At 63.6% G+C, this 26,067-nt stretch carries 23 protein-coding genes; 8 read left to right on the top strand and 15 right to left on the bottom strand.

Translation table 11 applies throughout. The features are described from left to right. Positions 1-62: 62 nt before the first annotated feature. The 3 genes from OKW35_RS46490 to OKW35_RS46500 all read right to left on the bottom strand — a co-directional run bounded on the left by OKW35_RS46490 (position 63) and on the right by OKW35_RS46500 (position 5,572). Positions 63-1,388 (bottom strand): 2-hydroxycarboxylate transporter family protein, encoded by a 1,326-nt coding sequence (locus OKW35_RS46490; protein ID WP_311734819.1) that lies wholly within the window; start codon positions 1,386-1,388, stop codon positions 63-65. Positions 1,389-1,530: 142 nt separating this feature from the next. Then, positions 1,531-4,239, bottom strand: a complete 2,709-nt coding sequence (locus OKW35_RS46495) for a CoA-binding protein (protein WP_429555587.1) — start codon at positions 4,237-4,239, stop codon at positions 1,531-1,533. Between the two features lie 40 nt (positions 4,240-4,279). Beyond that, a complete protein-coding gene (locus tag OKW35_RS46500; protein WP_429555588.1) occupies positions 4,280-5,572 on the bottom strand; it encodes an ATP citrate lyase citrate-binding domain-containing protein in 1,293 nt (430 codons plus the stop codon). A gap of 1,264 nt (positions 5,573-6,836) precedes the next feature. On the opposite strand from OKW35_RS46500, the gene OKW35_RS46505 reads away from it, so the two are divergent. Further along, complete coding sequence (locus tag OKW35_RS46505) at positions 6,837-7,856, top strand: phytanoyl-CoA dioxygenase family protein (RefSeq protein WP_184061849.1); 1,020 nt, start codon at positions 6,837-6,839, stop codon at positions 7,854-7,856. Positions 7,857-8,210: 354 nt separating this feature from the next. Here the strand turns inward: OKW35_RS46505 and OKW35_RS46510 are convergent, their stop codons facing one another. Further along, positions 8,211-9,326 carry a beta-propeller fold lactonase family protein gene (locus OKW35_RS46510; RefSeq protein WP_429555589.1) on the bottom strand — a complete coding sequence of 372 codons (1,116 nt, stop codon included), beginning with the start codon at positions 9,324-9,326 and terminating at the stop codon, positions 8,211-8,213. Positions 9,327-9,502: 176 nt separating this feature from the next. Between OKW35_RS46510 and OKW35_RS46515 the strand changes: the two genes are divergently transcribed. The 5 genes from OKW35_RS46515 (at position 9,503) to gph (ending at position 13,148) form a co-directional block, all read left to right on the top strand. Beyond that, positions 9,503-10,258, top strand: coding sequence for a TonB family protein (locus tag OKW35_RS46515; RefSeq protein ID WP_429555590.1), 756 nt, complete (start codon positions 9,503-9,505; stop codon positions 10,256-10,258). 58 nt (positions 10,259-10,316) lie between these two features. Next, positions 10,317-11,084: a MotA/TolQ/ExbB proton channel family protein gene (locus OKW35_RS46520; RefSeq protein ID WP_429555591.1), complete on the top strand. Its 768-nt coding sequence runs from the start codon at positions 10,317-10,319 to the stop codon at positions 11,082-11,084. Beyond that, positions 11,075-11,497 carry an ExbD/TolR family protein gene (locus OKW35_RS46525; protein WP_018424565.1) on the top strand — a complete coding sequence of 141 codons (423 nt, stop codon included), beginning with the start codon at positions 11,075-11,077 and terminating at the stop codon, positions 11,495-11,497. Before OKW35_RS46520 ends, OKW35_RS46525 begins: the two co-directional genes overlap by 10 nt. A 146-nt stretch (positions 11,498-11,643) precedes the next feature. Beyond that, complete coding sequence (locus OKW35_RS46530) at positions 11,644-12,465, top strand: HAD family hydrolase (protein WP_429555592.1); 822 nt, start codon at positions 11,644-11,646, stop codon at positions 12,463-12,465. Then, positions 12,456-13,148, top strand: coding sequence for a phosphoglycolate phosphatase (gene gph / locus OKW35_RS46535; RefSeq protein ID WP_429555593.1), 693 nt, complete (start codon positions 12,456-12,458; stop codon positions 13,146-13,148). Before OKW35_RS46530 ends, gph begins: the two co-directional genes overlap by 10 nt. A gap of 9 nt (positions 13,149-13,157) precedes the next feature. Here gph and OKW35_RS46540 read toward each other — a convergent pair whose 3' ends face one another. From OKW35_RS46540 to OKW35_RS46575, 8 genes are all read right to left on the bottom strand, one after another. Further along, on the bottom strand, positions 13,158-13,820 hold the full coding sequence (locus OKW35_RS46540) for an ankyrin repeat domain-containing protein (RefSeq protein ID WP_429555594.1): 663 nt from the start codon (positions 13,818-13,820) through the stop codon (positions 13,158-13,160). 15 nt (positions 13,821-13,835) lie between these two features. Beyond that, the gene (locus tag OKW35_RS46545; protein WP_184061856.1) at positions 13,836-14,456 is read right to left on the bottom strand and encodes a c-type cytochrome; all 621 of its coding nucleotides are present in this window, start codon (positions 14,454-14,456) and stop codon (positions 13,836-13,838) included. Continuing rightward, entirely contained in the window at positions 14,453-16,186 is a 1,734-nt protein-coding gene (locus OKW35_RS46550) for a pyrroloquinoline quinone-dependent dehydrogenase (RefSeq protein WP_429555595.1), read from the bottom strand. The genes OKW35_RS46545 and OKW35_RS46550 overlap by 4 nt, the downstream gene beginning before the upstream one ends. A gap of 360 nt (positions 16,187-16,546) precedes the next feature. Continuing rightward, on the bottom strand, positions 16,547-17,419 hold the full coding sequence (locus OKW35_RS46555; RefSeq protein WP_429555596.1) for a VOC family protein: 873 nt from the start codon (positions 17,417-17,419) through the stop codon (positions 16,547-16,549). A gap of 100 nt (positions 17,420-17,519) precedes the next feature. Next, the gene (locus tag OKW35_RS46560) at positions 17,520-17,948 is read right to left on the bottom strand and encodes an RT0821/Lpp0805 family surface protein (protein WP_429352427.1); all 429 of its coding nucleotides are present in this window, start codon (positions 17,946-17,948) and stop codon (positions 17,520-17,522) included. A 16-nt stretch (positions 17,949-17,964) separates the two neighbouring features. Continuing rightward, positions 17,965-19,716 carry a SulP family inorganic anion transporter gene (locus OKW35_RS46565; RefSeq protein WP_429555597.1) on the bottom strand — a complete coding sequence of 584 codons (1,752 nt, stop codon included), beginning with the start codon at positions 19,714-19,716 and terminating at the stop codon, positions 17,965-17,967. A gap of 82 nt (positions 19,717-19,798) precedes the next feature. Further along, on the bottom strand, positions 19,799-20,758 hold the full coding sequence (locus OKW35_RS46570) for a DUF2950 domain-containing protein (RefSeq protein WP_429555598.1): 960 nt from the start codon (positions 20,756-20,758) through the stop codon (positions 19,799-19,801). Positions 20,759-20,767: 9 nt separating this feature from the next. After that, positions 20,768-22,252: a DUF3300 domain-containing protein gene (locus tag OKW35_RS46575; RefSeq protein ID WP_429555599.1), complete on the bottom strand. Its 1,485-nt coding sequence runs from the start codon at positions 22,250-22,252 to the stop codon at positions 20,768-20,770. A gap of 330 nt (positions 22,253-22,582) precedes the next feature. On the opposite strand from OKW35_RS46575, the gene OKW35_RS46580 reads away from it, so the two are divergent. Further along, complete coding sequence (locus tag OKW35_RS46580; RefSeq protein ID WP_184061863.1) at positions 22,583-23,056, top strand: glycine zipper family protein; 474 nt, start codon at positions 22,583-22,585, stop codon at positions 23,054-23,056. A gap of 18 nt (positions 23,057-23,074) precedes the next feature. Next, positions 23,075-23,662 carry a hypothetical protein gene (locus OKW35_RS46585; protein WP_429555600.1) on the top strand — a complete coding sequence of 196 codons (588 nt, stop codon included), beginning with the start codon at positions 23,075-23,077 and terminating at the stop codon, positions 23,660-23,662. 15 nt (positions 23,663-23,677) lie between these two features. On the opposite strand, the gene OKW35_RS46590 is transcribed toward OKW35_RS46585, so the two are convergent. The 3 genes from OKW35_RS46590 to fabI form a co-directional block, all read right to left on the bottom strand. After that, positions 23,678-24,697 carry a hypothetical protein gene (locus OKW35_RS46590; RefSeq protein WP_429555601.1) on the bottom strand — a complete coding sequence of 340 codons (1,020 nt, stop codon included), beginning with the start codon at positions 24,695-24,697 and terminating at the stop codon, positions 23,678-23,680. Positions 24,698-24,716: 19 nt separating this feature from the next. After that, positions 24,717-24,974: an RNA-binding protein gene (locus OKW35_RS46595; RefSeq protein WP_184061866.1), complete on the bottom strand. Its 258-nt coding sequence runs from the start codon at positions 24,972-24,974 to the stop codon at positions 24,717-24,719. Between the two features lie 308 nt (positions 24,975-25,282). Beyond that, positions 25,283-26,065, bottom strand: a complete 783-nt coding sequence (gene fabI / locus OKW35_RS46600; protein ID WP_429555602.1) for an enoyl-ACP reductase FabI — start codon at positions 26,063-26,065, stop codon at positions 25,283-25,285. Positions 26,066-26,067: the final 2 nt, after the last annotated feature.

Consider the following 26,067-nt stretch of genomic DNA (forward strand, 5'->3'; position numbering starts at 1 on the left):
GCAGAATGACTGCCGATCCCGACGTGGGGAACGGCGTCCCGACGCTTGCCAATAGCAACTCATCATCCCATGCGCGCTAGAACTATCAGCGTGACCGTGACGACAATCGCCCCGCCAATGCGGGTGGCAATCTGCGCAAACGGCATCAGTTGCATGCGGTTGGCCGCCGTGAGGATGGCGACGTCGCCGGTCCCGCCCTGCCCACTGTGACAGGCGTTCACGATCGCTGTGTCGATAGGGTACATCTTCAACATGCGCCCGACCAGGAAGCCGGTCCCCATCAGTGTGGCCACCGTCGCGACGATCGTGACGATGTTCGCCAGCGTGAACGCAGCCATCAGTTTGTCCCACGGCGTCATCGCCACGCCGATCGCGAACAGCAGCGGATAGGTCACGGCCGTCGAGAAAAACTTATATACGACGAACGCGCCTTCCTGTAATGGCGGCGATACCGCCCGCGCGAGCTTGACCAGCACCGCGAGAAACAGCATGGCCACCGGCGCGGGCAGCCCGAACATGTTGCGACACATCAGCCCCAGCAGGTACAGCGTAATGGCAGTGATTCCAGCCGCCGCGATGTGGGAGACGTCGACGTGCCCGCGAATTTCTTCCTCCACCGGGTTCATCTGGTCCACCTCGCCGGCTTGCAAACGCCCCTGACCCGTGAGATGCGGAAAGCGTTTGCCGACCATATCGAGCGCGCCCGCGAAGATGATCGCGGTGAGACTGCCAAGCATCACGGGCGGCAGCACCAGGGCGAACAATTCGCCCTGCGGCAGATGAAGGATTTCTGAATAGCCGATCGACAAAGGTATCGCGCCTTCGCCGATGCCGCCCGCCATGATGGGTACCACGACATAGAACAACGTATGGCGCGCGCCGAGCCCGAGTGCCGTGCCGACCAGCGTCCCGACGATGCCCGCCGCGACCGAGCCGAGCCCGAGCGGAACGAAGATCTTGATGAAGCCTTGAATCAGCACACGCCGGTCCATGCTCAGAATGCTGCCCACGATGATCGACGCAATAAACAGGTACAGGAAGTTGGTCGATTTCGTGAAATCCGTGGTAAGCGTGAGGATTGGCTTGGGCAATAGGTGGTAGTAGGTCAGCGCGGAAGGTATAAAGGTCGCAAAGATCGCGGCCGCGCCGATATTGCGCACGATCGGCAGGCGCTTGCCGATCTCCGCGCAGGTGAAACCGAAGAAGGCCAATACGGCGATCGCCATTGATATCTCGCCGGGCACCTTTCCGGTGATCGCGAAACCCGCGATCAGCGCGAGCAGGATAACGTAGACCGGCAGCGGAATAATGCCGATCCGGTATTCCATCAGTTTCCACCAGCCCTCAGGCCAGAATCGGGGCTTGATTTCGGGTTGCGGCGCCGGCACCGGTACCGGCTGTGATGTGTGTGGAGTGACTGGCACGACGTGTCTCCTCGGCGTTTGAAGCCCGGTGCTGCATTCCGATAAATCAGTCGAATGCGGCCCGGTCTTCGGACTGATCAGTCGATCGTAATACAGCTTTTGGCTCTCACGCGACGAATCGCACGTTTGCCTGAGGTGTGCGAGTGTCCAGGTTGCGACCGCGATTCAAGTGGTCGTCAACCTCCGCAGCGCAGCCGATCATCCGGCCATACAGGAACACGGTAAAGGCCGCGGTCTCCAGCGCCTGACTGGAGAACTCGCCAGCCCGATGGCGCGCCCACAGCATCTTCAGCAACACCGAGGCAATCACTGCATCCACGTTGACCGCGAACACGTTGCGCGTCACGTTTTCGTCGTACAACGCCTGCACCAGCGCACGGTAGTAGTCGTGGAAGACGTTGTACTCGCCCCGAGCCTCGAAGCGTTGACGCACGAACGCCTCACGGGGATCGACGTTGATGGGCTTGCCCTTGAACACCGGATGGTTGATGCAGGGCAGTGCCGTGGCTTGCTGTGCGCCGACCTCCTTGCGTTGTGTCCGCTCCTCGCCATATGCACGTGCGAATCCGGCAGCCATCGCTTTCAGGTCGAGACCGTGCGCCGGATCACCGGGATCGGTCATCGCGACCTCCTTGAAACGCTCAAGCAGGAACGCCACCCCCTCGAAGCCATTGCCGCCATGCGCGTAGCCCGCGTGGGTGAGAAAGCCGACCATCGCTTTGTTGAGTTGGACTCGTTCCGGCGTTTCGGGACCGTCCGCCGATACCGCGCCCTTCGCGCCCTGCGCGGAAATCGCGCCCGGTCCGTTCGTGAGCAGCAGGCCCACGAGTGTCTGAAATCCAAACAGCTCAGCTTCATCCGGCTTGCCCCCAATCAACGCAGCGCACGCAACATCGGTCAGCGAGCGCTGTCCTAGCACCTCGTCCATCGCGATACCGCAGAAGCGTCCCGCTTCATGTTGTCCGGCGTCGACCGACGCGCCTATCAGCGTTCCGAACAGGCGCATCCACCATGGCAGGTTTTCGACGGTCATCCGCGATACGCGTTTGCGCATCAACGGCCCCCACGCGAGCGTCGTGGTGATTGCAGCCAGCACGGCATCGGCGCTCGGGTGTCCGTCGAGGCCCTGTAAATAGCGGATGAACGCGGACTTCGCCTCTCTATCCGTCAGGCCAGCGAGCATCGCCTGGGCCTTTTCGTCAGGCACCTCACACGTGAGCAAGGCTCGCGTCTCGGCATCGTCGGACTGCCGCAACGACAACTCGAGCCCCTCGTCGAGCGCGTCCCGCAAGCCAGCCGTGGTGCCGAGTTCGACCAACGCTCGCGCGGCCCGGCGCGCGCCGTCGGCGCGACCCGGGCCGACAATGCTCGCCGCCGACGCGAGTACGCTGTTTGGCGCATTGCCCGCGTCACGAGCGGCCTGCGCCGCCGCGAGCGTCGTATCGCCATGCAGGTTGAGTTCGGCACCGACCGCAACACTGACGAGTTTCGCGTCGTTTGTGCCCCCCGGTTCGTGCAACAGCGCGAGGCAAAGGTTGCCCTCGAGCGAATACTGCGCGGCCTGTAGCACCGGCACGCCGTGCAGACTTGTCACCTGCGTGTCCGGGTCCATCTGCGATGCGCCCGAAGCGTCCTTCATATTCTGGCGGGGCAACACGATGCCGACCTGTTGGTTTAGCGCGGCGATCTGTGCGTCATACGGCGGCAACGCTGTGACAACCGGCAGGTCGAGCTCGGGCGGCAATGCAATTCCTATTGACGAGCGAAACCATGGCTTGAGCGCGAGACTGCCTTCTGGCGCAAAGTCGGGCCGCGCGCCGTTTTCATGCATCACCGCCGTCAGGGCCGCCGGAATGTGGGCGATATTGGTTACGAGCGCGCCTTTTGCGCTGCACACCGGATCGTCCGGTGTGAACGGTCGATCGACGCCAAACTTCTCCATGAACCAGCGCTCTTTTGATGCAGCGTCGTCGTTGCCGCCGGCCAATGCTCCCGCATGGCCGACCGCGCGCGTCAGTTTCTGCTTCCAGCGGCCGACCACGCAGGCGACCACCGGCTTGCTGAAATTCGCTTCGAGTTCGTAGTATCCGCCCGGCTCCGAGTACAGCACGGCCGCCTTGCTGCGCGCGTCATTGGCGAGCGCGAACGCGAACTCCGGCGCCGCGAAATGGATATAAACGTCCTTCCCACTCGACATCAGCGTAGTCGTTCCCCAGCCGGCCATTCGCAGGTATGTCGCGATCGTTGTCGTGAAGTTTCCCGAGTTTGAGAAGATCGCAATCGAGCCTTTCCTGAGTGCCTCGTCAGGGCTATCGCCGCCGAGTGCGCCGCCGATGCGCACGCGGTTCCATGCGTCGGCAATACCGAGGCTATTGCCGCCGAAGATGTCAATGCCGTTTTGCTGTCCCATCGCACGTATTTCGCGCGAATCGTGCACGGACAATTTCTCCGTGACGATGAAGATCTTCTTCAGTTCTGGATTAACGCGAATCAGTTCGGCCACACCGTCGCGCGCGGCGGATGGCGGCAAATAGATCACGCCGCAGTTGAAATGATGGCCGTCCTGCAGCCCTTCCAGCACGCTGTTGTACACGGGGATATTGCCAAGCGAAGTCTCCAGCACCTGTCCGCGGCGTCCGGGCGACGTGCCGAAAACGACGTTACCTCCCGAATACGCGTGGCCCACCGGCGTGACTTGCCGCGACTCGCCCCCGAGTATGTTCAGCACGCACACGCGGTCCTCGCGGCAGGCAGCCTGCGCGAGCGAACTGATGCCGACGTAGTATTTGAAATCTCCTGCACCTTGCCTGTACATGGTCTTCCTCCAGATTGATTTATGCTCGAGTCATGACGGCTCAGGCTTGGGCGGGCGCGCCTTGCGCACTGTTGAGCGTCGCGGTGACCAGCTCGCGGCCGCCTGCTTTCATCCACGCGTCCGCCGCCTTCGCGTACTGGATGACTTCGCTGATATCCGAATCGAACCCGAAAATGCTGTAGGGCAGGCCGAGCGCATCGCAGGTGTCACGCATTGCGCCCATGCCGCGTACAAGATTAGGGCCGCCGCGCCCGATCACCACGTAAAGCGGCGTCGGTCCGTTCTTGCTGAAATGCTCGCGCAACGCATCGGCCATTGCGCGCAGCGTCTCGAAGATATCGGTGTTGTTCGACTTCCCGCCGATGATGAACAGCACGTTGGTCTGTTTCAGCCAGTGCTTGAAACAGATGCGAGCCACTTCCTTCATCTTTTCGTAGGGAGGATTCCCACCGAAGTCCGAGGAAATGATCGCGTCGTCGCCCAGGATCTCCGACACCAGCGAGTTGGCCCCGCCGCCAAAAGTCGGCGCGAGGATCGTGCCGCCTTCGTTGATCACGTAGACGTCGCTTTGACCCTGGTAGGTCCGCAACTGGTTGATCTCTGATTCGAAATCGGAATAGTCGACCGAGAACACGTGCGCGGGTATGTCGAGCCGCTGCCAGCGAACGTCGTCGCGATCAAAGCCGCATTTGAAATCGCACGCGACTGGCGTCAGCCGGCCATCGCGACCGGCCTGCATGCGGATCGGGTTTAGCTCTAGCGTCGTCATACCGAAGTTGTGATAGAGCTCCCACAGTTTCGGCAGGTGTTGCACCAGCGGCGAGATGATTTCCTTAGGCGCGTTCAGGCGCGACAGCGCGTTCGCGACGACGAACGCCTTCAGTCCGGTGAGCGGATCGAACGGCACGTGCACGATCATGCTCGGATCAAGTTCTTCGATGTCGACGCCGCCGTGATGCGTGAGTGTCATCGTGGGCGCCCTGAAGCGCGTCGAATCAGTGATCGAGAAATACACTTCGTGCTGCGCCGGCACTGCGCCTTCGAAGGTCACGCCATTAGCCTTGGCGGTCTGATTTCCATGCCGATGTTCGGTGAAATACAGGCGCTCCTTCTCCTTCAGTGCGGTTTTCAGGTCGCTCGCTCGCCCGATGAGTCCCGCCTTGCCCTTTTTGCCTATCCCACCCTTGAACATCGGCTTCACGAATACCGAGCCATGACGATCGATCAGGGCTTTGATCTGCTCTTCGCTTGCGTCAGGGCCGAGAACTTCGGCAGTGGGAAAACCACCGAATTTCAACAGTCTTGAGCCGTACAACATACCAGTGACTTGCATATCGTCTCCTTGTGGGTTGCTTTCTGAATGGACTGCGGGGTGGCATCGTCGGGCGTGCCGGATACAGTGACGAACAATCGACGGACGCATCTGTCCCGCCGTCCGCGGGAGGCAGTCGGTGACCAGGGCAGAGTGGGAAAAGTCGAGTTGCGGCTTAGTAGCGCCGCGCGCGTGAGCGCGGGGGGATAAATCGAATCATGGATGTCGTCTCCGCAGGTGAGTCCTATGTGGACTGCTTTAATGGCGTTGAATGCTCTATGCCTTAAACAACGCAAGGCCCGTGCCATCGATCGCCTGACGTGGAGGTCGCGTATCTTATTGATTTATATGGATTTCATTGACCTGAAAATGACTGGCAGACGAACCGATTCTCGAAAGTCAGAATCCGCCGGCCGTGCAGGCTGAGACTTCAGCCGCCGTAGAAAGCCGAGCGTGGAAAAATTGACGTCAATTTCGGGCATCGGGGACGCGGTCGCCAGCGCGCATTTCCCAGCTGTCCGCGGTGACCAGTGCTTCTTGTCGAAGATACCGTCAGGCCATTCCCAAAATCGGCAAATAAATCGACTGCGCGACTGACCGGGATGCGAGCGGACTCCAATGCCCGCGAAGGCCGGTTTATTGCCGTCCGATGCGGCAGGACAAGTGGCCGTTGTCGGACTTGAAAGCTGCCGCCGAGTCCCGCCGGTGTTCAGCGGCGGCAGTGGGTCGATCTGGTGCGTTCGCCGTCGGCCGCGTTCGGCCATGAAGCGTCATTCGCCCGCACCATAGCTGGGACATTCGAAAGTCGGCTCCGCTCAGCAAACGGCCATTCATTTCGCAGAGTCGAACGCTGCGTTTCGGCCTTTGCCGACGTTCGTCGATCGACGCTAACGCATCCGCCCATCGCTCCAGATCGGCCCATTCACCGCGCGACGACTTCGAACGGCTGCCACCGTGGCCTCGCTGAATGCTTATACTCGACCCCAAACTGCCATTCGGCAAGCTTGGGGATGCGATTGCGCGCGCCGGTGCCTCTTCAGTTGCCGCAGCTCCGGTTTCGGCTTCGCGGCGCCAGGCGCGGTTCTCGTCACACAAACGGGAGACGATCAGAGATCACGGCTCGTGATCTTTTCGCTAACTGGCGCAGCCTCGGGTCTCGGCTGGCCAAAATCTTGTCGTCTTCCGACTCCGCGATTTCGACGACGTCCCTGCAACTAGCATCCATTTGTCCATTTCGATTCGACAAACGGGCAGTGAGAGGTCGAAAAAACCATGGGAGAAAGCAATGGCAAGCGCGCCCCTCAATATTGACGATTCGGGCTGCAGCCTTGAAATCAGCGTCGACGAGACACCGGCAAGCTCACGTCGTGTCCGGGCCGGTGACAAGAAAAATGAAGCAGCATTATTTTGCAGTGAGTTTCTCTCTGTCGACATCGATCAGATCGTCAGCGATCTAAATGTAAATGGATATTACGCCTTCCCCTCGGCGATATCGCAATACACGCTGAAAACCATCGAGCGCGACGCGACACAAACGAGACTTGGGCTGAATGAAAACTCCATCAGCGGCGTCTACTCCGAGAAACAGTACTACCTGACCAATCTTCTCGCAGTTTCGAAGACCTTCTACAACTTTGCCACCTCGTCGTTAGTGCTCAAAATCTGCGAGAGATATCTGGGCAACGAATTCCGGCTGAAAGCGCTGCGTTATTATGAAACATATGGTGGACACCATATGCAGTGGCACACCGACAACAAGACTGACAAAGCATTCGCTCATATTCCGGGAATCATTTTTATTTTTTATGTCTCGGATGTCGAGGATGGCGAGTTTCAATATATCGAAGGCTCTCACCTTTGGTCGGGCGAAAAGGCATATAGCGACTATACCGACGAGTTTATCGAAGCGAACTACGAGTCCGCGATCAGAAGCTTCAAGATGCCCAGTGGCTCCTTGCTGATCTACAACACATACGGCATACACAGAGCGAGGCCCGTCAACAACAAGAATTTCGTCAGGAAAAGCGTCTTCCTCCAGGTAGACAGCGAAATCCAAAGGTCCGAGCCGATTATCGTCAACACCGAATTCATCACCCGGTTGAATGACCAGATCTCGATGTTTTTGGGCTTTGGGCAACCGTCCGACTATGAGGTCTTTCCAAAAACCACGCTGAACTCCTTGCCCCTCGACAAGAAGATTATCCGCGTGATGACGAGATATGTTTTGTATCGCCTCTCCCGCGGGGCTTTTTCCAGGCTCCCGCAGTCTGTCCGACTCGCCGTCAGGCGGCTCATCAAAAGGTAGTCGGTTGCGCGGCGGCTCGCCTGCTCTCTTATATAGGTTGCTGACTTAGGGAGTCCTTCTTCTTGAACGAGCTCGTTGCATCGCTTGCGGATGCGACGAATCTCATCTGGACGTCAAGTGACATGGAAATTTTTAGCGGGACGGTGACCTTCTGGTTCATCGACCGGGCACTCGCGACGCGTCGCACTTCCTGATTTCCCCGCCTGTTTCATCAACACAGCCCCGCTTCGACGGGGCTGTTTCGTTTTTGGAGACGCGCAATGATCCTCACCCGCGAACAGCTCGCGGCGGCGGTGCCGCGCGCGAACGTACTGGTATGGCAGGACCCGATAACAGCTCATTCGCCCGCTTCGCTCAATGCGATTCGATCGAGCCGTCGCTGTGCGGATACGTGACGATGCCCCACGCGAGCGGCAGCTCGCCGATCTGCTTGAGCGGCTGATAGCTCTTCGCGTCGAGCACGTAGACCGCGTCGGAGCGACCGCACGCGACCATCAGCTTCGAGCCGTCCGGCGTGAAGCTGAAATGCCAGCAGCGCTGGCCGACCGGCACATCGGCGACATGTTCGTACGTGTGGCCGTCGAACACCTGCACCACCCTGTCGCGCGCGGCGGCCACGAAGAGCCGCTGACCGTTGGGACCGAACGCGACGCCATAGGGCCCGAGTTTGGTGTCAACGGTCTTGACTATCTCGAACGTGTGCGCGTCGATCACGACGAACTTGCTGAGCGACTCCAGCGTGACAACATAATGCTTGCCGTCAGGCGACAGCCGGATGCCGCGCGGCCGGCCGCCCGCCGCGAGCTTCACGGTTCGGATCGGCGCGCCGGTTCGTGTGTGATAGATCGACACCGTATCGTCGCCTTCGTTGGTGACCAGCATCATCTGGCCGTCGCGCGAGAATTCGATGCCTTCGGTTTCGTGGCCGCTCGTGACCGAACGGATCACGTGCCAGTTTTTCATATCGATGATCGCGATTTCGGCGGGCGGCTTGTTCGCGTCGTCGTCGTCCGCGCCGGGCTTGTTGCCCGCGTTCGCTGCGGGCTTATTGTCCCCCTTCGCGTCGGGTTTGGCTCCCGGCGGCCCGCCGTCCTCGCCGGGCTCGTAGGTCACGTACGCGTAGCCGTTGCGCACCCGCACATATTCAGGGTTTTTGCCGATCTTCACGCGCTGGACGACCTTGCCCGTGGCGGTGTCGATCACCGCGAGATCGTTCGTGTTCTTGTTGGCGACCAGCAAACGCGTGCCGTCTGCGTTCAGGCTCAGGCCGCGCGGGCCACCGGCGCCGACCGGAAAGGTCTGCGTGAGCGTCATCTGGTCGAGATCTATCACGCCGACGCCGGCCTTCTCGCTCGTCACGTAGGCGAGCGGCGCGGCCGCGGCATGCGCGGCGCTCGCGGCCAGCACGAGCGCGCAGGCCAGCGCGAGGGAACGGCGTGGTGGTCGGGGGAAAATCCGTGTCTCCAGCATCGTTGTACTCCGGGTTGATATGGCGCCGCGATGGTTCGCGTCATCATTTCAAGGTAGCCCACCGGGCGATTGTTTGACAACGCGGATCGGCGGGAGATTTTCCCGAATTGCTTCGCGCCGGCCGTCGCGGGTTTGAAAAGCGGGGTCGGCGGGGGACAATGAGCGCGGAGGTGGCGATGATGCTGCAAGTTGCCATGGTGAACCCAGCAAGTCCTACGAATGCCGCGGCCGGTTACCGTCGCGCGGCCATCGTGCTGGGCGCCGTGATCGTCGCGCATCTGGTGCTGCTCGCCATCGCGTTGAGCGCGCGTAACCGGATCGTCGAGCGTCCGGTCGAGCCGCGCACGATCACCGCGTCGCTGCTGAGCCCCGAGCCTCCCGCTCCGGTTGTTTCACCTCCCGCGCCGCCCCCACCCGCCGCTGTCGTTCCGACGGCGCCAACGCCGCCGGTCACGCACCCCGCCGTGCGCGTCAAACCGGCGCCGCAGCCTCGCGCGCAGGTGCCGCGCAGTGTGGAAAAACCTCTGCCGAAACCGTCTCCGACACGCGAAAGCACCGCGCAGCCCGTCACGCAAGCCGCCGTGCCAACAGCCGCCGCGCCGTCGGCGGCATCGGCTCCCGCCGTCCATCCGGCGGTGCCCGCGTCGACCGAGCCGCGCAACGTGTCGCACGTCGACTGCTCGATTCCGAAGCCCGACTATCCCGACATCGCGAAGCGGCGCGGCGAGCATGGCACAGCGATCGTGCGTTTCGTCGTCGGGCTGAGCGGGCATATCGAAACGGCGCGGCTGCAAACCAGCAGCGGCTCCGCGCGGCTCGACGACGCGGCGCTCGCCGCCGTCCATGCGGGCGCCTGCCAGCCGTACACCGAAAACGGCACGCCGGTGCGCGCCGCGTACTCGCAGTCGTTCGTATTCGGACTGACCGAGTGACGCGACAGGGTGAGCGCACCGCCAAACAGACCAGGGACACCAAACGAAGGAACTCGCCATGCAACACTACGGACTCGCAAACGTCTGGGATTCAGGTGATATCGTCACGCGCGGCATTCTGAGCGTGCTCGTGATCATGTCGGTGCTGTCGTGGACGGTGATCATCGTGAAGCTGTGGCAACTGATCCGCCTGAGGCGCGCAACCCAGAGCGACGCGCGCTTCTGGAGCGCGGACCGCTTCGACGACGGGCTGCGCAGCCTCGGTCATTCGGAATCGGGCGCGCACGACAACCCGCTGCTCGCGCTCGCGCTGGCGGGCCATGAAGCCGCGACGCACCATCGGCAGACGCAGCAGCATCTGCACGACCGCATCGACGTGTCCGACTGGATCACCCGGCGTCTGCAGGACACGATGGACGAGACGATCGCGCGCCTGCAAAGCGGCCTCGCGATTCTCGCGTCGATCGGCAGCACCGCGCCTTTCGTCGGGCTGTTCGGCACCGTGTGGGGCATCTACCATGCGCTGATCGTGATCGGCGAGACCGGTCAGACCTCGATCGATCATGTCGCCGGCCCGGTCGGCGAGTCGCTGATCATGACGGCGTTCGGGCTCTTCGTCGCGATTCCCGCCGTGCTCGGCTACAACGGTCTGACGCGCGCGAACCGCTCGATCGTCGCGCGCCTGAAGCGCTTCGCGCACGGCTTGCACGCGTACTTCGTCACCGGCTCGCAGTTGCCGTCGAGCGCCGGGCCGCAGATGCGCGTGGTGCCGCGCGGCACCAACGCGACGAACGCAAACCGCGACGGAGACCTCGAATGGCAATGAGCCCTTTCTCCGACGACGACGATCAAGGTTTGATGAACGAGATCAACATGACGCCGCTCGTCGACGTGATGCTGGTACTGCTGATCATTTTTCTCGTCACCATTCCGGCGCTGCAACACGCGGTCAGGATCGATCTGCCGCACGCAAGCAGTCAGCCGGAAGCGCTCAAGCCCGCGCACGTGGACGTCGCGGTGCAGGCGGACGGCACGGTGCTGTGGGACGGTCAGCCCGTGACCGACGACGCCTTGCGCGCGCGCATCGCGCAAGCCGCCCTCGCGACGCCGCAGCCGGAGCTGCATTTGCGCGCCGATCGCAAGGTGCCGTACGAGCGGGTGGCGATCGTGATGTCGGCGGCGCAGCGTGGCGGACTGACGAAGCTGGGCTTCGTGACCGATCCGCAGTTGGGCAAATGACGCGGCGCGGCGTGCGTGTTCGGTGCGTGCCGGCACACAAAGTCCCGCTTATCGGCGGCGAAAGAATCTCTGAATTTGAATCGGCGGACGGCTCGGCTATCGTGGTGCGTGTCTGAACCGCACCCCACCCTTGCGAGGACCGCACGATGCAAGCCCTTATCTTCGACGTCGACGGCACGCTCGCCGACACCGAGACTGCTCATCTGCACGCATTCAACGCCGCGTTCGCCGAAGCGGGCCTCGACTGGTTCTGGGACGAAGCGCTCTATTCCAGCTTGCTGAAAGTGGCGGGCGGCAAGGAGCGTCTGCTGCATTACTGGCGCACGGTCGAGTGCGAGGAAGCCGGGGGCCCGCGAGCGCGAGAGGCCGTCGACGCGCTGCACGCGCTGAAGACGCGCCACTACACCGAGCGCATGCGCGAGCGCGGCGTGCCGCTACGACCCGGCATCGCGCGTCTGATCGACGAGGCGAACGAGGCCGGTCTACGCGTGGCGATCGCGACGACCACGACTCCCACCAACCTTGACGCGCTGCTGCAGGCGCATTTCGGCGCCAGTTGGCGCCATCGCTTCGCGGCGATCGGCGACGCCGGCACCACGCCGGCAAAAAAGCCCTCCCCCGACGTCTATCGCCACGTGCTCGAACAGCTCGGCTTGCAGCCCGCGGCCTGTCTCGCCTTCGAGGACTCGCGCAACGGCCTGCTGGCGGCGCGCGCCGCGCGCGTGCCCGTCATCGTCACGCCGAGCGCTTTTACCGCGCGCGAGGACTTCGATGGCGCGCTGGCCGTGCTGCCTCATCTCGGCGATCCGCACGCGCCGATCGTTCCGATGGTGCGCGGCGAATGGCATCGCTGGGTGGATCTGGCGACACTGCGCCGCTGGCATCAAGACGCCACGCGTCGTCCCGATTCGGCTGCGCACGCCGCACTGAACGCGGACCAGGCGAACGCGAGCGCGTCATGGCAATGAACCGCGACTACCACGCTGTCCTGATCGATCTCGACGGTACGATGGTCGATACCGCTCCGGACATCGTCGCGGCTGCCGGCCTGATGCTGACGGACTTCGGCGCCACGCCGCTGCCGTACGACAGGGTGACCGGCTTCATCGGCAACGGCCTGCGCAAGCTCGTGCAACGCTCGCTGGATGCGGCGGGCCTCGGTGAGCGCGTCGAACTGGAGCACGCGCAAGCGGTATTCGAGCGGCACTACGCAGTGACCAACGCGGCGCTGGGTCGGGTTTTTCCTGGCGTGATGGCCGGGCTGCGCGCGTTGCAGCAGCACGGGTACCGCTGCGCGTGCGTGACCAACAAGCCGCAGGCGCTGGCGGCGGCGCTGCTCGACAAAACGGGGCTTGCCGCTTATCTGGACGGGCTGGTCGCGGGCGACACCGTGGCGAGCATGAAGCCGTCGCCCGAGCCGCTTTGGCACGCGTGCCGGCTGCTCGACGTCGAGCCCGAACGTTGCGTGCTGGTCGGCGATTCATCGGTCGATGTCGCGGCGGCGCGCGCGGCCGGTCTGCCGGTCTTCATCGTCAGCTACGGCTATGGCAGCGCGAGCGTCGCCGACCTGCCGCGCTGCGACGCGCTGATCGATTCGTTCGAGGCATTGCCGGCGATTCTGGCGCAAGCGCGGCCGGCATTGCGTGCGTGATTCGAGCCGCTAACCCGCCGACAACAACCCCGCGACGCGCTCCGACTTCGTCTGCACTGCGATATCTTTCGCCGTCATCCCGCGATTGTCCTTCAACGACCGGTTCGCGCCGCGCGCGAGCAACAACTGCGCGGTCTCCGCGCGATCGTATCCCGCCGCCCACATCAGCGCGGTCAGATCGTTCTTGTAGGTCCGGTTCACGTCGACGCCCGCATCGAGCAACTGACCGACGACCTTCGTTTGCCCCTGGCCCGCTGCGTATTCCATCGCGGTCTTGCCGACGCGATCGGTCGCGAGCGGCTCGGCGCCATGCGCGAGCAGCAGCGCGACGATCTCGTCGAAGCCGCCGTAGGCAGCGGCCATCAGCGGTGTATCGCCCGGCGCGTTCGCATGCTGCACGTTCGCGCCGCGCTCGATCAGCGTGCGCGCCATCGCCGTATCGCCCTTCTTGCACGCGGTGACGAGCGCGGTGTCGCCGATCCGGTTCATCGCATCGACCGACGCGCCGCGCTGCAGCGCCGCGACGACCGACTGCTGATCGTCGTCCTTCGCGGCCGCGAGCAGTTGGCGGTTGATTTCCCCCTGGTCCTGGGCGAGCGCCGGCACCCATGCGCCGAATGCGGTGGCGAGCAGAACGGCGACCGCAAGCTGCCGAGTGAACATGTCTGTCATGGTGTCTTCCCCGTGCTAATGCAGATTGTTGATATAAGCGGCCAGATGATGGATGTCGTCGTCGGACAGATTACGCGTCACGCTGGTCATGTTGCCCGCATCGTTGGTGCGTGTGTGCGAGCGGAAGTCCTGCAATTGCTTGACGATGTACTGATACTGCTGGCCCGCGACGCGCGGAATCTCGTTCTGCCCGGAAAAGCCACCCAGGTGGCACATCGTGCACAACAGCTCGGCGGCCTTCTTGCTGCCCGCCTCGATGCTCGCGCCATCCGCGTTGAACGGCACCGATACGGGCTTCTGCGCGGCGAAGTAGTCGGCGAGGTCCTGCATGTCCTCGCTCGACAGGTTCGCCGCCATCGGCGACATGCGCGGATCGCTGCGCCGTCCCTGCTTGAAGTCCTTCAGCTCCAGATACAGGTAGCGCGCGGTTTGCCCGGCCAGAATCGGATAGTCCGGATTGGTCGAATTGCCCATCGGCCCATGACAGGCCACGCACACCTGCGCTTTCGCCTTGCCCGCCTCGGCGTCGGCGCGCGCGCCCGACGGCAGCCATGCGGCGATCAGTCCGCCGCACAGCAGCGCCACCCATGCAGCGCGCGCCCCACCCGGCGCTCCCCGCGGCGCCGGCCGCCTCATGGCACCGCGAACACGACGACGCTATTGCCGCGCTTGAAGTCGATCTGCGTATTGCCGCCCGCCGCGACCGCGATGTACTGCTTGCCGTTGACCGTGTACGACACGGCCGGCGCGTTGACGCCCGCGCCGCACTGGAACTCCCATAGCTTCTTGCCGGTGGCGGCATCGAACGCGCGGAACAGGCCGTTGCCCTCGCCGTTGAACACGAGACCGCCCGCCGTTGCAAGTACGCCGCCGATCAGCGGCTGGTCGGTCTTGTAGTCCCACGCGATCTTGCCGGTGTCGACGTTGACGGCCGACAGCTTGCCCCATTGCGCCTCGGATGGAATCAGCTTGAAGGCGCCGCCGAGCCACAGCTTGCTGCCGCCCGGATAGGCGGCGTCCTCGACCTGGTACGTCATCGGCTGATTCAGGTTGGCCGCGTAGACGAGGCGCGTTTGCGGATCGAACGCGATCGGCGACCACTCGACGCCGCCGTTCGCGCCCGGCAGCATGCGCGCGCCGGCCGCAGTCGGCAGGGTCCACATGTTTTCCTGCGGAATCATCGCCTGTGAGAAGCGGATCAGACGGCCGGTCGCACGATCATGCACGTACACGTGACCGGTCTTGCCCGCATGCACGATGCCGGGGATCATCTTGCCGTCGTTGTCGCGCACGTCGATCAGCACCGGCGGGCTCACTGCGTCGAGGTCCCAGACGTCGTGCGGCACGTACTGGTAGTGCCATTTGTACTTGCCGGTGTCGAGATCGATCGCGACGAGCGAATCCGTATAGAGGTTGTCTCCCGGCCGGATCGCGCCATACAGGTCCGGCGACGGGTTGCCGACCACGAAGTACACCGTGTGCGTTTTCCGGTCGACCGCCGGCGTCATCCACACACCGCCGCCGAGCGTCTTGTAGAAGTCGCCGCCCTTGTCGGCCAACTGCTTCTTCTCCGCGTCGATGTCGCGCTTCTCGTCGCGGCCGGTCGCGTCTTTGGTGGCCCACACGCCTTCCTGGCCGGTTTCCGGAATCGTGTAGAAGGTCCACAGCAACTGGCCGGAATTCGCGTCGTACGCCTTCACGAAGCCGCGAATGCCGTACTCGCCGCCGTTCGTGCCGATCAGCACCTTGCCGTCGACGACCGTCGGCGCCATCGTTTCCGAGTAGCCCTCGTCGGGATTGGCGATCTGGCTTTGCCACAGCACGTTGCCGGTTTTGGCGTCGAGCGCGACGAGCTTGGAGTCGAGCGTGCCCATATATAGCCGGTCACCCGAAATCGCGACGCCACGATTGTTCGGCCCGCAACAGAACGTCGTGACCGGACCCATCTTGTGCTTGTAATGCCAGAACTCTTTGCCCGTCGTCGCATCGATCGCGTATACGTGATTGAACGACGTGGTCAGGAACATCACGCCGTCCTTCACGATCGGCGCCGTTTCCATCGACTCGTTGACGGCCGTCTGGAAGATGAACGCCGGCCTGAGCTTCGCGACGTTCGTCCGGTTGATCTGCGCGCCGGGGTAATAGCGCGTCTGCGCGTACGAGCCGTTCGGATGGAGCCAGACCGCCGTCATGCTGCCGGCGCGATCGAGCTGATCCTGGGTCACGGGCTGAAGCCTCGATGGCACCGGCGCGGCGGTGGTGGTCGAGCTGTTCTGTACTTCGTCGGCGGCATGAGCCGCAGGCAAGCCGAACGCGATGGCGAGCAGTGGCAGGCCGACAATTCCCTGAATACGGTTGAATGGCATGAGCGTCTCCTAGCTTTTTATTGTTCCTATGAATTGCAGCGCAGGAGTGCGACATGGATCCACGCGGACGACAGCGTGAAAGAGCACGATGGCGCAACCCTCGCAGACAACAAAAGCGTACGACTTCGAATCGTTGTTAGCTTTGTCAGGACGGGTCGGCTTCGCAGAGAGGGGAGAAGTGATGCACGGGTCCGCGGAAAACCGGCTCGTTTAAGGGTAGGCGATGTGTTGTGGATTTTCTAGATTAAATCGTTAAGGAGTGGCGAGCGATCAGCGTGCACCGTTGTGGTCGCTGACCGCCGCCCTGGTCGTGGCGTTTTCACCTGGGTCGCTTCGCGTTGCCGCCGCTCGTTGAGCCGATCAGAACCGGCCGCCGCGCGAATCGGCCCCCTGCTGATAGTTCCGGTTGGTCTGTTCTGGATTCCGGTTCACTAGCGGGCGCGCGTAAAGTGGGTGATGCAGGCTCCGTACTTCGTGTTCGAGCCGGAAGTAACGCTCTCCGGATGACAGATCGAGCAGGTCGGCAAACCGGTATTGATGCGGCTCTTCTCCATATACCAGACCTTTTTCGGCGAGCCGCGTGAACGGCCCCGAAAAAGCAGCGGTGTAAATGGCGATGTGGTGTCCGTCGTATTCAGGAATGGGCTGGGTCGTTTCCGCGTACAGCAGTTGCTGATGGGTGCCGATATCGATCACCGCGCGGTGCAATCCATGCTTCTCTTCGATGTCGACGGTCGCATCGAACATATCGCGGTAGAAGCGCGCGATAGGCAACGCGCTGCCGACCGGCACATCCATCTTCACGAACGCGATGCCCAGATCGATGTCCGACCACGGAGCCGACGCGGATCGATGGAGAGGATCGAGGCACTCGTAGCGGTTGCCCCACGGACACGTCACTTCGACACTGCCTGCGCGCTCCGTCCAGCCGAACGCGGTGCCGGCGAGCAGCGGTTCAACCGAGCGCAGCCGCCTCACCAGCGCTTCGAGCTCGCCGACCACGAGACCGACACTGCCGCGCAGACGTTGCGCCGCCCCGTGCGGCAAGTGAATCTGCGACCGGCCGACGTTGATCCACATATTCTCGACCCCGGTCATCACGAACGGATCGCGCGTGAGCCCAAGGCCGGTGACGTAGAAGGCGGTCGCGAGAATCTGGTTGGGGATTTTCAGGTTGACGTGTTCGAGCAGGATCAGATTGCCGGTATCGTCGTTAGCGTAAGAGTGTTCCATGTGTTTGCCTTGTGCATGAGCCGCGAAACGCTGGACAAATTATGCATCAACAGGGCAAATGGTATGTGCTCGTGAGGCGTACGAAGCGACACGCATGCGTTTATTGCTTCAGAATCTTCCACGGCCCATTGCCGGTTTTGCAGACGATCGGCGTCCACGTTTGGGTCTGTCCTTTCGCGACCGCGGTCAGCGTCGCGGTCCGGCAGGTTCGATCGCCGTCCTTCGTCGTGTCCTGCGGCGTCACCGTGCCCTTGATCGAAACAGAATTGCCGGTGCCCGCATTGCTCCACTCGTACGATTCGCCATCCTTTTTTGTATCGAGCGCCTTTTGCGCCGCGTCGTTGAGCGCTTTACGGTCGGCCTCGCGCATGTAAGTAACGGGCGTGTCTTTCAGAAAGTTCAGGTTCGCTGCGTAACACAACATGGGGCTGGCGAGCAGCACCGCTGCCGCAAGCCACTGCGTGATCGTGTGGGCGTACGCGGCGTCGAGTGCGGGCGCGCCCGCGCCAGGACGAAATTGACGTGACATGGGTTTCTCCTCGAGTTCATCCGCGATTCGCGTCGTCCGCGAAATCGCCGTTTTGCTGGAATGCGTCGACGACGTCGGCCACCGAGCCGCGTCGGCCGATGTGGCCGACACGAACTTCGAGCCCCTCGGCGCGCAGCATGTCGCGCACGTCCGCGTGCGCGCCGACGACCTTCATCGCGGCGCCCGCGGCCTCCAGCGCGCCGTGCATCGCTTCGAGCATGCGCGCGCCCGCCAGATCGACGACCGCCGATGCGGACAGATCGCAAATCACGAGCCGGACCGGTTCGGGTGCGGCGTGGATCATGCGCCAGATCGTCTCGCGCACGTGCTCGACGTTGAAGTACAGCAACGACGCCTCGACACGCACCGCCAGCACATGCGCAATCGTCTCGTTCTCGGCATGACGTTCGAGATCCGAGAAATAGCGCGTGCCGGGAATACGCCCGAGCATCGCGACATGCGGATGCGCGGCGCGGTGGATGATCAGCAGCATCGACACGAGCACCGCGACGATGACGCCCTTCAGGATGCCCAACAACAGCACCGCCGCGAACGCCACCATCGAAATCGCGAATTCGAAGCGGCTCACGCGCCACACGTGACGCAGTTCGCCGACGTCGACGAGGCCCTTCACGGCCACGAGCACGATCGCCGCCAGCACGACGTTGGGCAGATTCGCGAGCAGTCCGGTGAGGAACATCAGACAGAAGCCGATCGCCAGCGACGCGAATACCAGCGCAAGCGCGCTTTTCGCGCCGGCCTTGTCGTTCACCGACGATTGCGAAAGCCCTCCCGCAACCGGGAAGGCCTGGAACAATCCCGCGGCCAGATTGGCTGCGCCAAGACCCAGCAATTCCTGGCGGGCGTCGATCTCGTAACCATGTGCCTGCGCGAGCGCGCGCGCGGCCGAAACGCTCTCGACGTATGCCAGCAACAGGCACGCGAACGCCAGCGGAACGATGCCGTCGACATCGCGCAGCCGCAGCCCGGGCAGACGGAATTCAGGCAAGCCTTGAGGCAGCGCGCCCACGAGCGTGAAGCCGCGGCTGGCCAGCGGCGTGACGGACAGCACGACGATCGAGGCAGCGACGACGGCGAGCGCCACCGGACGCCCCGGCAAAAACTTTTCGCCGAGCAGCAGCAACGCGATGCAAACGAGGCCGAAACCGAGCACGCCGAGGTTGGTCAGCGGAAGCTGCCCCCACAGCACGGCGATCCGTTCGAAGAAGAATTCGCCGCCGCCTTTCACCCCGAACAGCTTCGGCAGCTGGGTCATCGCGATCGTCAGCGCGGCGCCCGCCTTGAAGCCGAGCAGGATCGTCTCGCTGATGAAGCTGACGAGCGAACTCAAGCGCAGCAGCCAGCCGATCACGCACATGCACGCGATCAGCACGGACGTGAGCGCCGCGATCGAAGCCCAGCGCGACGGGTCGCCCCCGGCCATCGGCACGAGCGTCACGCCGACGAGCATCGAGATCGCCGAGGTCGGGCCGATCGCGAGCTGGCGCGACGAGCCGAACAGCGCATAACAGAGGCCGCCGACCAGATAGCCGTAGATGCCGTATTGCGGCGGCAAGCCGGCGAGCGACGCATAGGCGAGCGATACCGGAATGCCATAAGCCGCGAGCGTCACGCCGGCGACCGCGTCCTTCGCGAGCCATCGAGGCTGATAGCTTCGCAGCCACTGCGCGGGAGGAAACGCGCAGCGCCACCCGCGCGCGGGTGGCGTGGAAGACGCGCGGCCGGTGACGCTCTGTGGATGGTTCAACGTAGCGCCTCGAGTACGGAAGCGGACCTGACGGAAGCACGGGCGCGCTGTACGGCCATCGCCTCAGCCAACCCGGAGCGGCTCAGAGCGAATCCTTGACGCGCTGCCACGTGTGATCCGGATTGAACTCGGTCACAGGCGGCGCGTGCGCGCCACGGTCCTTCTGGTAGATGACGCCGTTGTTGCTGACCACGAAGGTCATCACGCCGCTCGCGCCGTACCGCGCCGGGTAAGCGACCATCGCGAAACCCGCGATCATGTGGCCGTTGATCACGTAGCTGAACGCGCCGCCCGGCGCGTTCTTGCCCTGCCGCGTCAGGATGTGGAAATGGTAGCCCCGGTAAGGATCGCCCGCCGCGTGGCCTTTCAGATATTCGGAACTCGCGGCGACGAGCGGGCCGAACGGACTCTCTTCTTCGTCGCTGTTTTCGTCGGTGGGCCAGTAGAGACCGTCCTGCTTGCCGGGTGTGCTGGCCAGCTTCTGCGCGTATTCGAGCAGGCCGTCGTGGTTGCGGTCGCGCGACGCGTATTGACGCTGCGCGTCGATATAAGCGTGCAGCACCTTGATCGCTTCGAGTTCGTTGGCGCCGATCCGTCGATTGATCAGTTCTTCTTCGCCCTGCTCGGTGGCGAAGCGCCAGGTGCCGTCCTCTTTGACGATCGGTATCGGCATCGGCCACGCCTCGTCGCCGACCAGCAGAATCCGCCGGTTCGGTCCCCTGTCGTCGAGCACGTGATAGGCCTCGAGCTCCTTGCTCGCCTTGGCCCAGTTCGCCTCGTTCTCCGCCTGATCCGGCGATACCACGAGGCTCTTGTGCGCTTCGCCGAAGATCGCGACGAGCGACGCTTCGTCGTCGGTCTTCAGTGCGCTGGACAGCGCGGCGACCGCGTCTTCCGGGGTGGCGAAAGTGCGCTGCCCCGCGGCGAGCGCGGCCAACGGAATCGACAGCGCGAGCACCATCGCGCACAGCCGGCGCGATGTGGCCACACGTCGCCGCGAATCGTCGCGTGGGCGCTTTCCGGTGATGCTTTGTCCGCTCATGGCTGCTCCTTATCGCCGTCCGCCGCCGCGGCCGCCACCGCCACCGCCACCGCCGGGCCGCGGCGAGAATCCACCACCGCCACCGCCACGGCCGCCACCGCCGGAGAACCCACCGCCACCGGAATTTCCGCCGCCACGCGTCGACTGACGGCTCGCCGCGCCGCGCGCGCTGTTGGCTTGCGCGTCGCGCGCCGAGCCGTAGCCGCTGAACGCATCGCCGCCGCCCCCGGGCGACGCGCGCTGACTCACCTCGCGTGTGCCCGCCGACGCCGTCGGACGCTGGGACGGCTGCGGCCGCCCTTGCGCGCCAGCACCGCCGCCCGCGAAGTTTGCGCCGGCGCCGCCACCCGCGCCGCCACCTGCATAGTTTGCGCCGCCGCCCGCGCCGCCGCGGTTGCCGCCCGCCAACCCACCGCCCGCGCCCGCGCCCGCGCCTGCACCCGCGCCGCCGCCGCGCGACGGCGGATCGCCGACCCGTTGCGTGCGCGCCGAGCGATCCGAGATACCGCTGACCTGGCCCGGCTTCTTGTCCGAGGTCCACGCGGAGGTGCCCCCTCCCTGCCCGCGACCACCGCCGCGGTTGATGTCGCCCGTGTTGATATTGCCGCGCTCGACGTTCCTATCGCCGCGCTCGACGTTTCTATCGCCGCGTTCGACGTTTCTTTCGCGGTTGATGTTGATGTTGTTGTTGCCGCCGCCTCCGTAATGCGTTTCATAGTGCCCGCCGTTCCAGGCGGCGGTAATCGCCGCGCCCCAGATCAGCCCCGTCGCGAGCGCGGCGCCGGGCGCGTACGGATAGTAGTAGGCCGGATAGGGCGTGGGCGCGTAGGCGTAGGTCACGGGCGCACTGGCCACCACGATGGTCTGCGGGTTGTACTGCGGCACGTAGATCACCTGCGGATCGGCCGGCTGGATCTTGATCACTTCCTTCTCGACGACCACGACCTGCTTGTCGTCGGATTTCAGATGCCCCGCCGACTGCGTTTGCCGCCGGAAGCGCTGAATCGCTTCGAGCACCGAGCCCTGATCGGCAACGACGGCCTCGCCGAGATTGATCGTCCAGTCGAGATCGGTGCTCATGTTCTTGACGATGCTGGGGTAATTCAGCAGCGCCTTCACCGGATCGTGCCACGCGTCGTTGAGCTTGAGCGACTTATCGTTTTTGTACTGGTCGAGAAAGCGATCGGCCTGCACGATTTCGACGGGATAGGTGGAGGCAGGAAGAATGATCGCGATCAGGTCGTCCGGATATAGCGCGATCGGTCCGACGAGCTTGTCGAGCGTCGCCGCGGAAACGGGTGCGTTCGGGGCCGCGTTCGCCGGGGCGTTCGCGGCCGGCGCCTGCGCCAGCGACACCGCAGTGGAGAACGCGCCGCAGCACGCCAGAAGCGCGGCGCCCAGTACATGGTTGATGCGTCGCGCGCGCTTCGCCTCGTCGTCGAGCGCCGTTGCAATCGGGATGATGCGTGTACGAGCACGCGAATCGCGGTCCATCGATGCTTCCCCTTGCGCTTCGTCAGCGGCCCCGGGCGGCATGGCCATGATCTTTGACAGACAGTTGTCCGAAGCAATGAAAACGACCTGCACCTGTCGCATGAATACAGTTTGGAAACCATGGACGAAATTGCAAATACGACCTTGGTCCGATTGCGCGCGACAGGCCCGCGACACCATGATGAACGCGAACCTGCCATTGCTGCGCATCCACCGCGCGGCAACCGGTCCCACCAGAATTCCCATTCACGGGTGCCGGTTGCGCCCTCACGCCTGAGCAAACAGGAAGCCGGCGACTCGCACCCGCGTGTGCCCACGCAAGGAGCTGTCGTGAACAAGTCTACGAAATATGCCGTTGTCGCCGCGTTGAGCGCGTCGCTATCGCTGGAAGGCCTGGCGCAATCGAGGCCGATTGCCTATCCGGCCAGAGGGCAAAGCCCGCAGCAACAGCAGCAGGACGAAGGCGCCTGCTATTCGTGGGCGAAGAGCAATACCGGCATCGACCCGACCATGGTCGCCAATGCCCCGCCCCCGCCTTCCGGCCCCGCGGTGGGAGGCGGCGAGCGCGTGCAGGGCGCCGCGCGCGGCGCGGCCGGCGGCGCGATCATCGGCGCGATTGCGGGCGACGCCGGCAAGGGCGCGGCGATCGGCGCGGCGACCGGCACGATGGTCGGCGGGTCGCGCGCGCGGCAGAACCGGCGCGCGGCCGCGGCACAATCGCAGTCGCAAACGCAGGGCTCGATGGACACGTTCAATCGCGCTTTCGCCGCCTGCATGTCGGGGCGGGGCTACACGGTCAATTGATCGCGCAAGGAGAGCAGAATGATTAACCGCAAACTGATCATCGCGGCGGCGCTCGTGTGTCTCGCGAATACGGGGTTCGCTCAGACGGAGGCACCCGTCACGGTCAAGAGCGAGCCCGGCAAAGTCACCGTGTCGGGCATGGTCAAAACGACCGCGACGGTCGTCGGCGTCGAGCCGGCAACGCGCACCGTCTTGCTCAAGGACCCGAAGGGCAAGGTCGTGCAGGTCGTGGTCGGCGAGGAAGCGCGCAACTTCGATCAGATCAAGGTCGGCGACGTGGTCAAGGCCGAGTATTCGCAGGCTCTGACCATCATGCTGAAAAAAGGCAACGCGCCGCTGACCGCCAACGAAACGCAGACGCTCGAACGCACACCGGCGGGCGCGAAACCCGGCGGCTCGGCCTCGCGCGAAGTCACGATCATGGCTAACGTCATCGCGGTCAATCACCAGAGCGGCGCGGTCACGCTGAAAGGCCCGCAAGGCAACACGGTGGATCTGATCGTGCAGGATCCCGAACAGCTCAAGCGGATCAAAAAAGGCGACCAGATACAAGCGGTCTATACCGAGGCCGTGGCCATCTCCGTGGAGCCGGTCGCCGGCAAATAGCGAGCATGGCTCGCGTCAGATCAGGCGGTGCGCTTGCGCGAGGCCGCTGAGGGGAGGCGTAAAGTCCGCGCGTCGAAAACGCACCGTCGAGAAAACCCGTATCGCATTGGGACTCGCCGGCAGACGCGCAAGGCGAAACTCGATTTCGTGCGCGGGCCGCGTATCTCCCTCTCCCAGGACGACGTTCATCCGGTCGAGCCGGTAGATGCTTTTGCGCACGTAGAAATGCGCATCCGGCGCCTCCAGTACACCGCACATCACGTCGAGATGCCGCTCCAGCGCCTCTGTCTTCAGGCCCAACTGCGCCAGAGCCTGATCGTTCTCTTCGATCTGCGCCTGCAGCTTCGCCACTTCCGCGTAATTCGACGTCGCGTCGCTACCAAGCAGCGAGCGCACGCCCGCCCCTTGCCGTTCGAGAATCGTCAGGCGCGTTTTCAGCAGCGCCCTTTCGCGTTGCAATTCGTCCTGCCGCGAGGTGTCGGCCTCGATCTTGCCGAGGGCTTCGAGCACGAGCTGATCGACGATCCGCAACACGATCTGGCGCCGCAACGCGGCTTCGGATTCTTCGCACACGCGCACCTGGTGATCGCTGAAGTTGATGGTCGTCTGCGCGAGATCGGTTTGCGTCGTTTCGCCGTGTTGCCCGACGCCGAAAATACGCCGCTCGTCCATGGCCATGCCGAGCACCGCGAATACCTGATCGGCAGCGGGATGGTCGCTGAAGAACGTGTTCAGCTCGTGTGAGCGGTTGAAGACCGGGCAGACGTCGTCGGGTGTGGCGAAAAAGGCGTGGATATACGGGTCTGTCGCCCACGCCGCCGCGTTCGCTTCGCGCGTCGGCGGCACTTCATCGGCGAGCCGGAGCAGATAGGCGGTCGTGTGTTGCACGGCGGGCCGCAGGCGCAACGCATAATTGCGCGCGAGCCGCAACGACGGACAGAGCCCGACGATCCGCTCGACGATTTCCTTCGTCTGCTGATCGTCGCTCTCTTCGGAAGCGTTGCGCCTGGTCAGCCACCGCGACAGCAGACCCATGCCCGGCTCCCGTCGCCCGTCACGATTCGTCGCGCTCCGGCAGCAGTTGCGCGACGATCGTGTGGTTCTTCCAGAACAGGTTATGGACGCGGCTTTGCAGTATGCGCAGCCCGTCCGCGGACACGTCGTCGAAGACGACCACCGCGCCTGGCCGCGAGCCCGTGCCGTGCACCCGCTGGATCGAGCTGAAGCGCGGGAACCCGTAGCGAATCAGGAACTCGCCGATCTCTTCGTCGGAGACGCTTTCCTCGACGTTTCCAAGAAACAGTTCAGCCATGATGCTTACTCCTCCAGACCATAGGGCCTGTTCACGCTAATAACGGGCTTGCGAACGTGCCTTTGCGCGCGTAGTGCAAGGAGAGAGGAGCGCCGTTTGGCCGAGCCAAACAAGCGACGACCGACGCCGCAATACGGGCGCAAAGGCACGTTCCCCTGTTTTAAAAAAACCTTCAAGGCGCTGGCCGCCAGAAGGGCCGATCGCCGCGTCATGCTCCTTGCGAATACGTCGAGTATTCGTTGCGTCGCAATCCTTGCGCTCGGCCCTTCTGGCGGCCAGCGCAAGCCCGTTATTAGCGTGAACAGGCCCTATGCCACGATGTTCAATCCGCCGTCGATATACAAGGTAGAACCGGACACCCGCCGGGCATACGGCGTGGCCAGAAACGCACAGGTATAGCCGACATCCATGATGTCGACGAGTTCGCCGAGCGGCGCGCGCTGCACCGCTTCGTTGAGCAGCAGCTCGAAATCCTTCAGGCCCGAAGCGGCGCGGGTCTGCAGCGGCCCGGGAGAAATCGCGTGCACGCGGATGCCCCTCGGTCCCAGCTCGAACGCCAGATAGCGCGCGCAGGCTTCGAGCGCCGCCTTGACGGGGCCCATCAGGTTGTAGTTCGGCACGACCTTGTTCGCGCCGTAGTAGCTCATCGTCAGCATGGTGCCGCCGTCTTTCATTAGCGGCGCGGCAAGGCGCGCCATCCGCACGAACGAATGGCAGGAGATGTCCATCGCGCTCAGGAAGCCCTCGCGCGACGATCGCAGCAAGCCGCCCTGCAGATCCGCTTTCGGCGCCCATGCAACGGCGTGAACGAGAATATCGAGGCTTCCCCATGTCTTCTCGATCCGGTCGAACACGGCCTCCATTTCGTCCTCGCCCGTTACGTCGAGCGGCATGAAGATCTCGGCGTCGAGTGCTTTGGCTATCGGTTCCACATAAGGAAGCGCCTTGTCGTTCGCATAGGTGAGCGCAACGCTCGCGCCGAGGTCGTGAAACGCCTTCGCGCATCCGTATGCAATCGAATGCTCGTTGGCGACGCCGGTCACGAGGGCCTTCGCTCCTCGCAGAATCAAACTCGGTTGCTCGACGGACATGG

It is taken from the genome of Paraburkholderia sp. MM5477-R1 (genome assembly GCF_050436385.1).
GTDB classification, from domain to species: domain Bacteria; phylum Pseudomonadota; class Gammaproteobacteria; order Burkholderiales; family Burkholderiaceae; genus Paraburkholderia; species Paraburkholderia tuberum.

What these genes read in the sequence shown, in the direction of transcription:
- OKW35_RS46495 (WP_429555587.1), bottom strand. Translation starts at nt 4,239, where the DNA reads ATGTACAGGCAAGGTGCAGGAGATTTCAAATACTACGTCGGCATCAGT.
- OKW35_RS46500 (WP_429555588.1), bottom strand. Translation starts at nt 5,572, where the DNA reads ATGCAAGTCACTGGTATGTTGTACGGCTCAAGACTGTTGAAATTCGGT.
- OKW35_RS46505 (WP_184061849.1), top strand. Translation starts at nt 6,837, where the DNA reads ATGGCAAGCGCGCCCCTCAATATTGACGATTCGGGCTGCAGCCTTGAA.
- OKW35_RS46510 (WP_429555589.1), bottom strand. Translation starts at nt 9,326, where the DNA reads ATGCTGGAGACACGGATTTTCCCCCGACCACCACGCCGTTCCCTCGCG.
- OKW35_RS46515 (WP_429555590.1), top strand. Translation starts at nt 9,503, where the DNA reads ATGATGCTGCAAGTTGCCATGGTGAACCCAGCAAGTCCTACGAATGCC.
- OKW35_RS46520 (WP_429555591.1), top strand. Translation starts at nt 10,317, where the DNA reads ATGCAACACTACGGACTCGCAAACGTCTGGGATTCAGGTGATATCGTC.
- OKW35_RS46525 (WP_018424565.1), top strand. Translation starts at nt 11,075, where the DNA reads ATGGCAATGAGCCCTTTCTCCGACGACGACGATCAAGGTTTGATGAAC.
- OKW35_RS46530 (WP_429555592.1), top strand. Translation starts at nt 11,644, where the DNA reads ATGCAAGCCCTTATCTTCGACGTCGACGGCACGCTCGCCGACACCGAG.
- gph (WP_429555593.1), top strand. Translation starts at nt 12,456, where the DNA reads ATGGCAATGAACCGCGACTACCACGCTGTCCTGATCGATCTCGACGGT.
- OKW35_RS46540 (WP_429555594.1), bottom strand. Translation starts at nt 13,820, where the DNA reads ATGACAGACATGTTCACTCGGCAGCTTGCGGTCGCCGTTCTGCTCGCC.
- OKW35_RS46545 (WP_184061856.1), bottom strand. Translation starts at nt 14,456, where the DNA reads ATGAGGCGGCCGGCGCCGCGGGGAGCGCCGGGTGGGGCGCGCGCTGCA.
- OKW35_RS46550 (WP_429555595.1), bottom strand. Translation starts at nt 16,186, where the DNA reads ATGCCATTCAACCGTATTCAGGGAATTGTCGGCCTGCCACTGCTCGCC.
- OKW35_RS46555 (WP_429555596.1), bottom strand. Translation starts at nt 17,419, where the DNA reads ATGGAACACTCTTACGCTAACGACGATACCGGCAATCTGATCCTGCTC.
- OKW35_RS46560 (WP_429352427.1), bottom strand. Translation starts at nt 17,948, where the DNA reads ATGTCACGTCAATTTCGTCCTGGCGCGGGCGCGCCCGCACTCGACGCC.
- OKW35_RS46570 (WP_429555598.1), bottom strand. Translation starts at nt 20,758, where the DNA reads ATGAGCGGACAAAGCATCACCGGAAAGCGCCCACGCGACGATTCGCGG.
- OKW35_RS46575 (WP_429555599.1), bottom strand. Translation starts at nt 22,252, where the DNA reads ATGGACCGCGATTCGCGTGCTCGTACACGCATCATCCCGATTGCAACG.
- OKW35_RS46585 (WP_429555600.1), top strand. Translation starts at nt 23,075, where the DNA reads ATGATTAACCGCAAACTGATCATCGCGGCGGCGCTCGTGTGTCTCGCG.
- OKW35_RS46590 (WP_429555601.1), bottom strand. Translation starts at nt 24,697, where the DNA reads ATGGGTCTGCTGTCGCGGTGGCTGACCAGGCGCAACGCTTCCGAAGAG.
- OKW35_RS46595 (WP_184061866.1), bottom strand. Translation starts at nt 24,974, where the DNA reads ATGGCTGAACTGTTTCTTGGAAACGTCGAGGAAAGCGTCTCCGACGAA.
- fabI (WP_429555602.1), bottom strand. Translation starts at nt 26,065, where the DNA reads ATGTCCGTCGAGCAACCGAGTTTGATTCTGCGAGGAGCGAAGGCCCTC.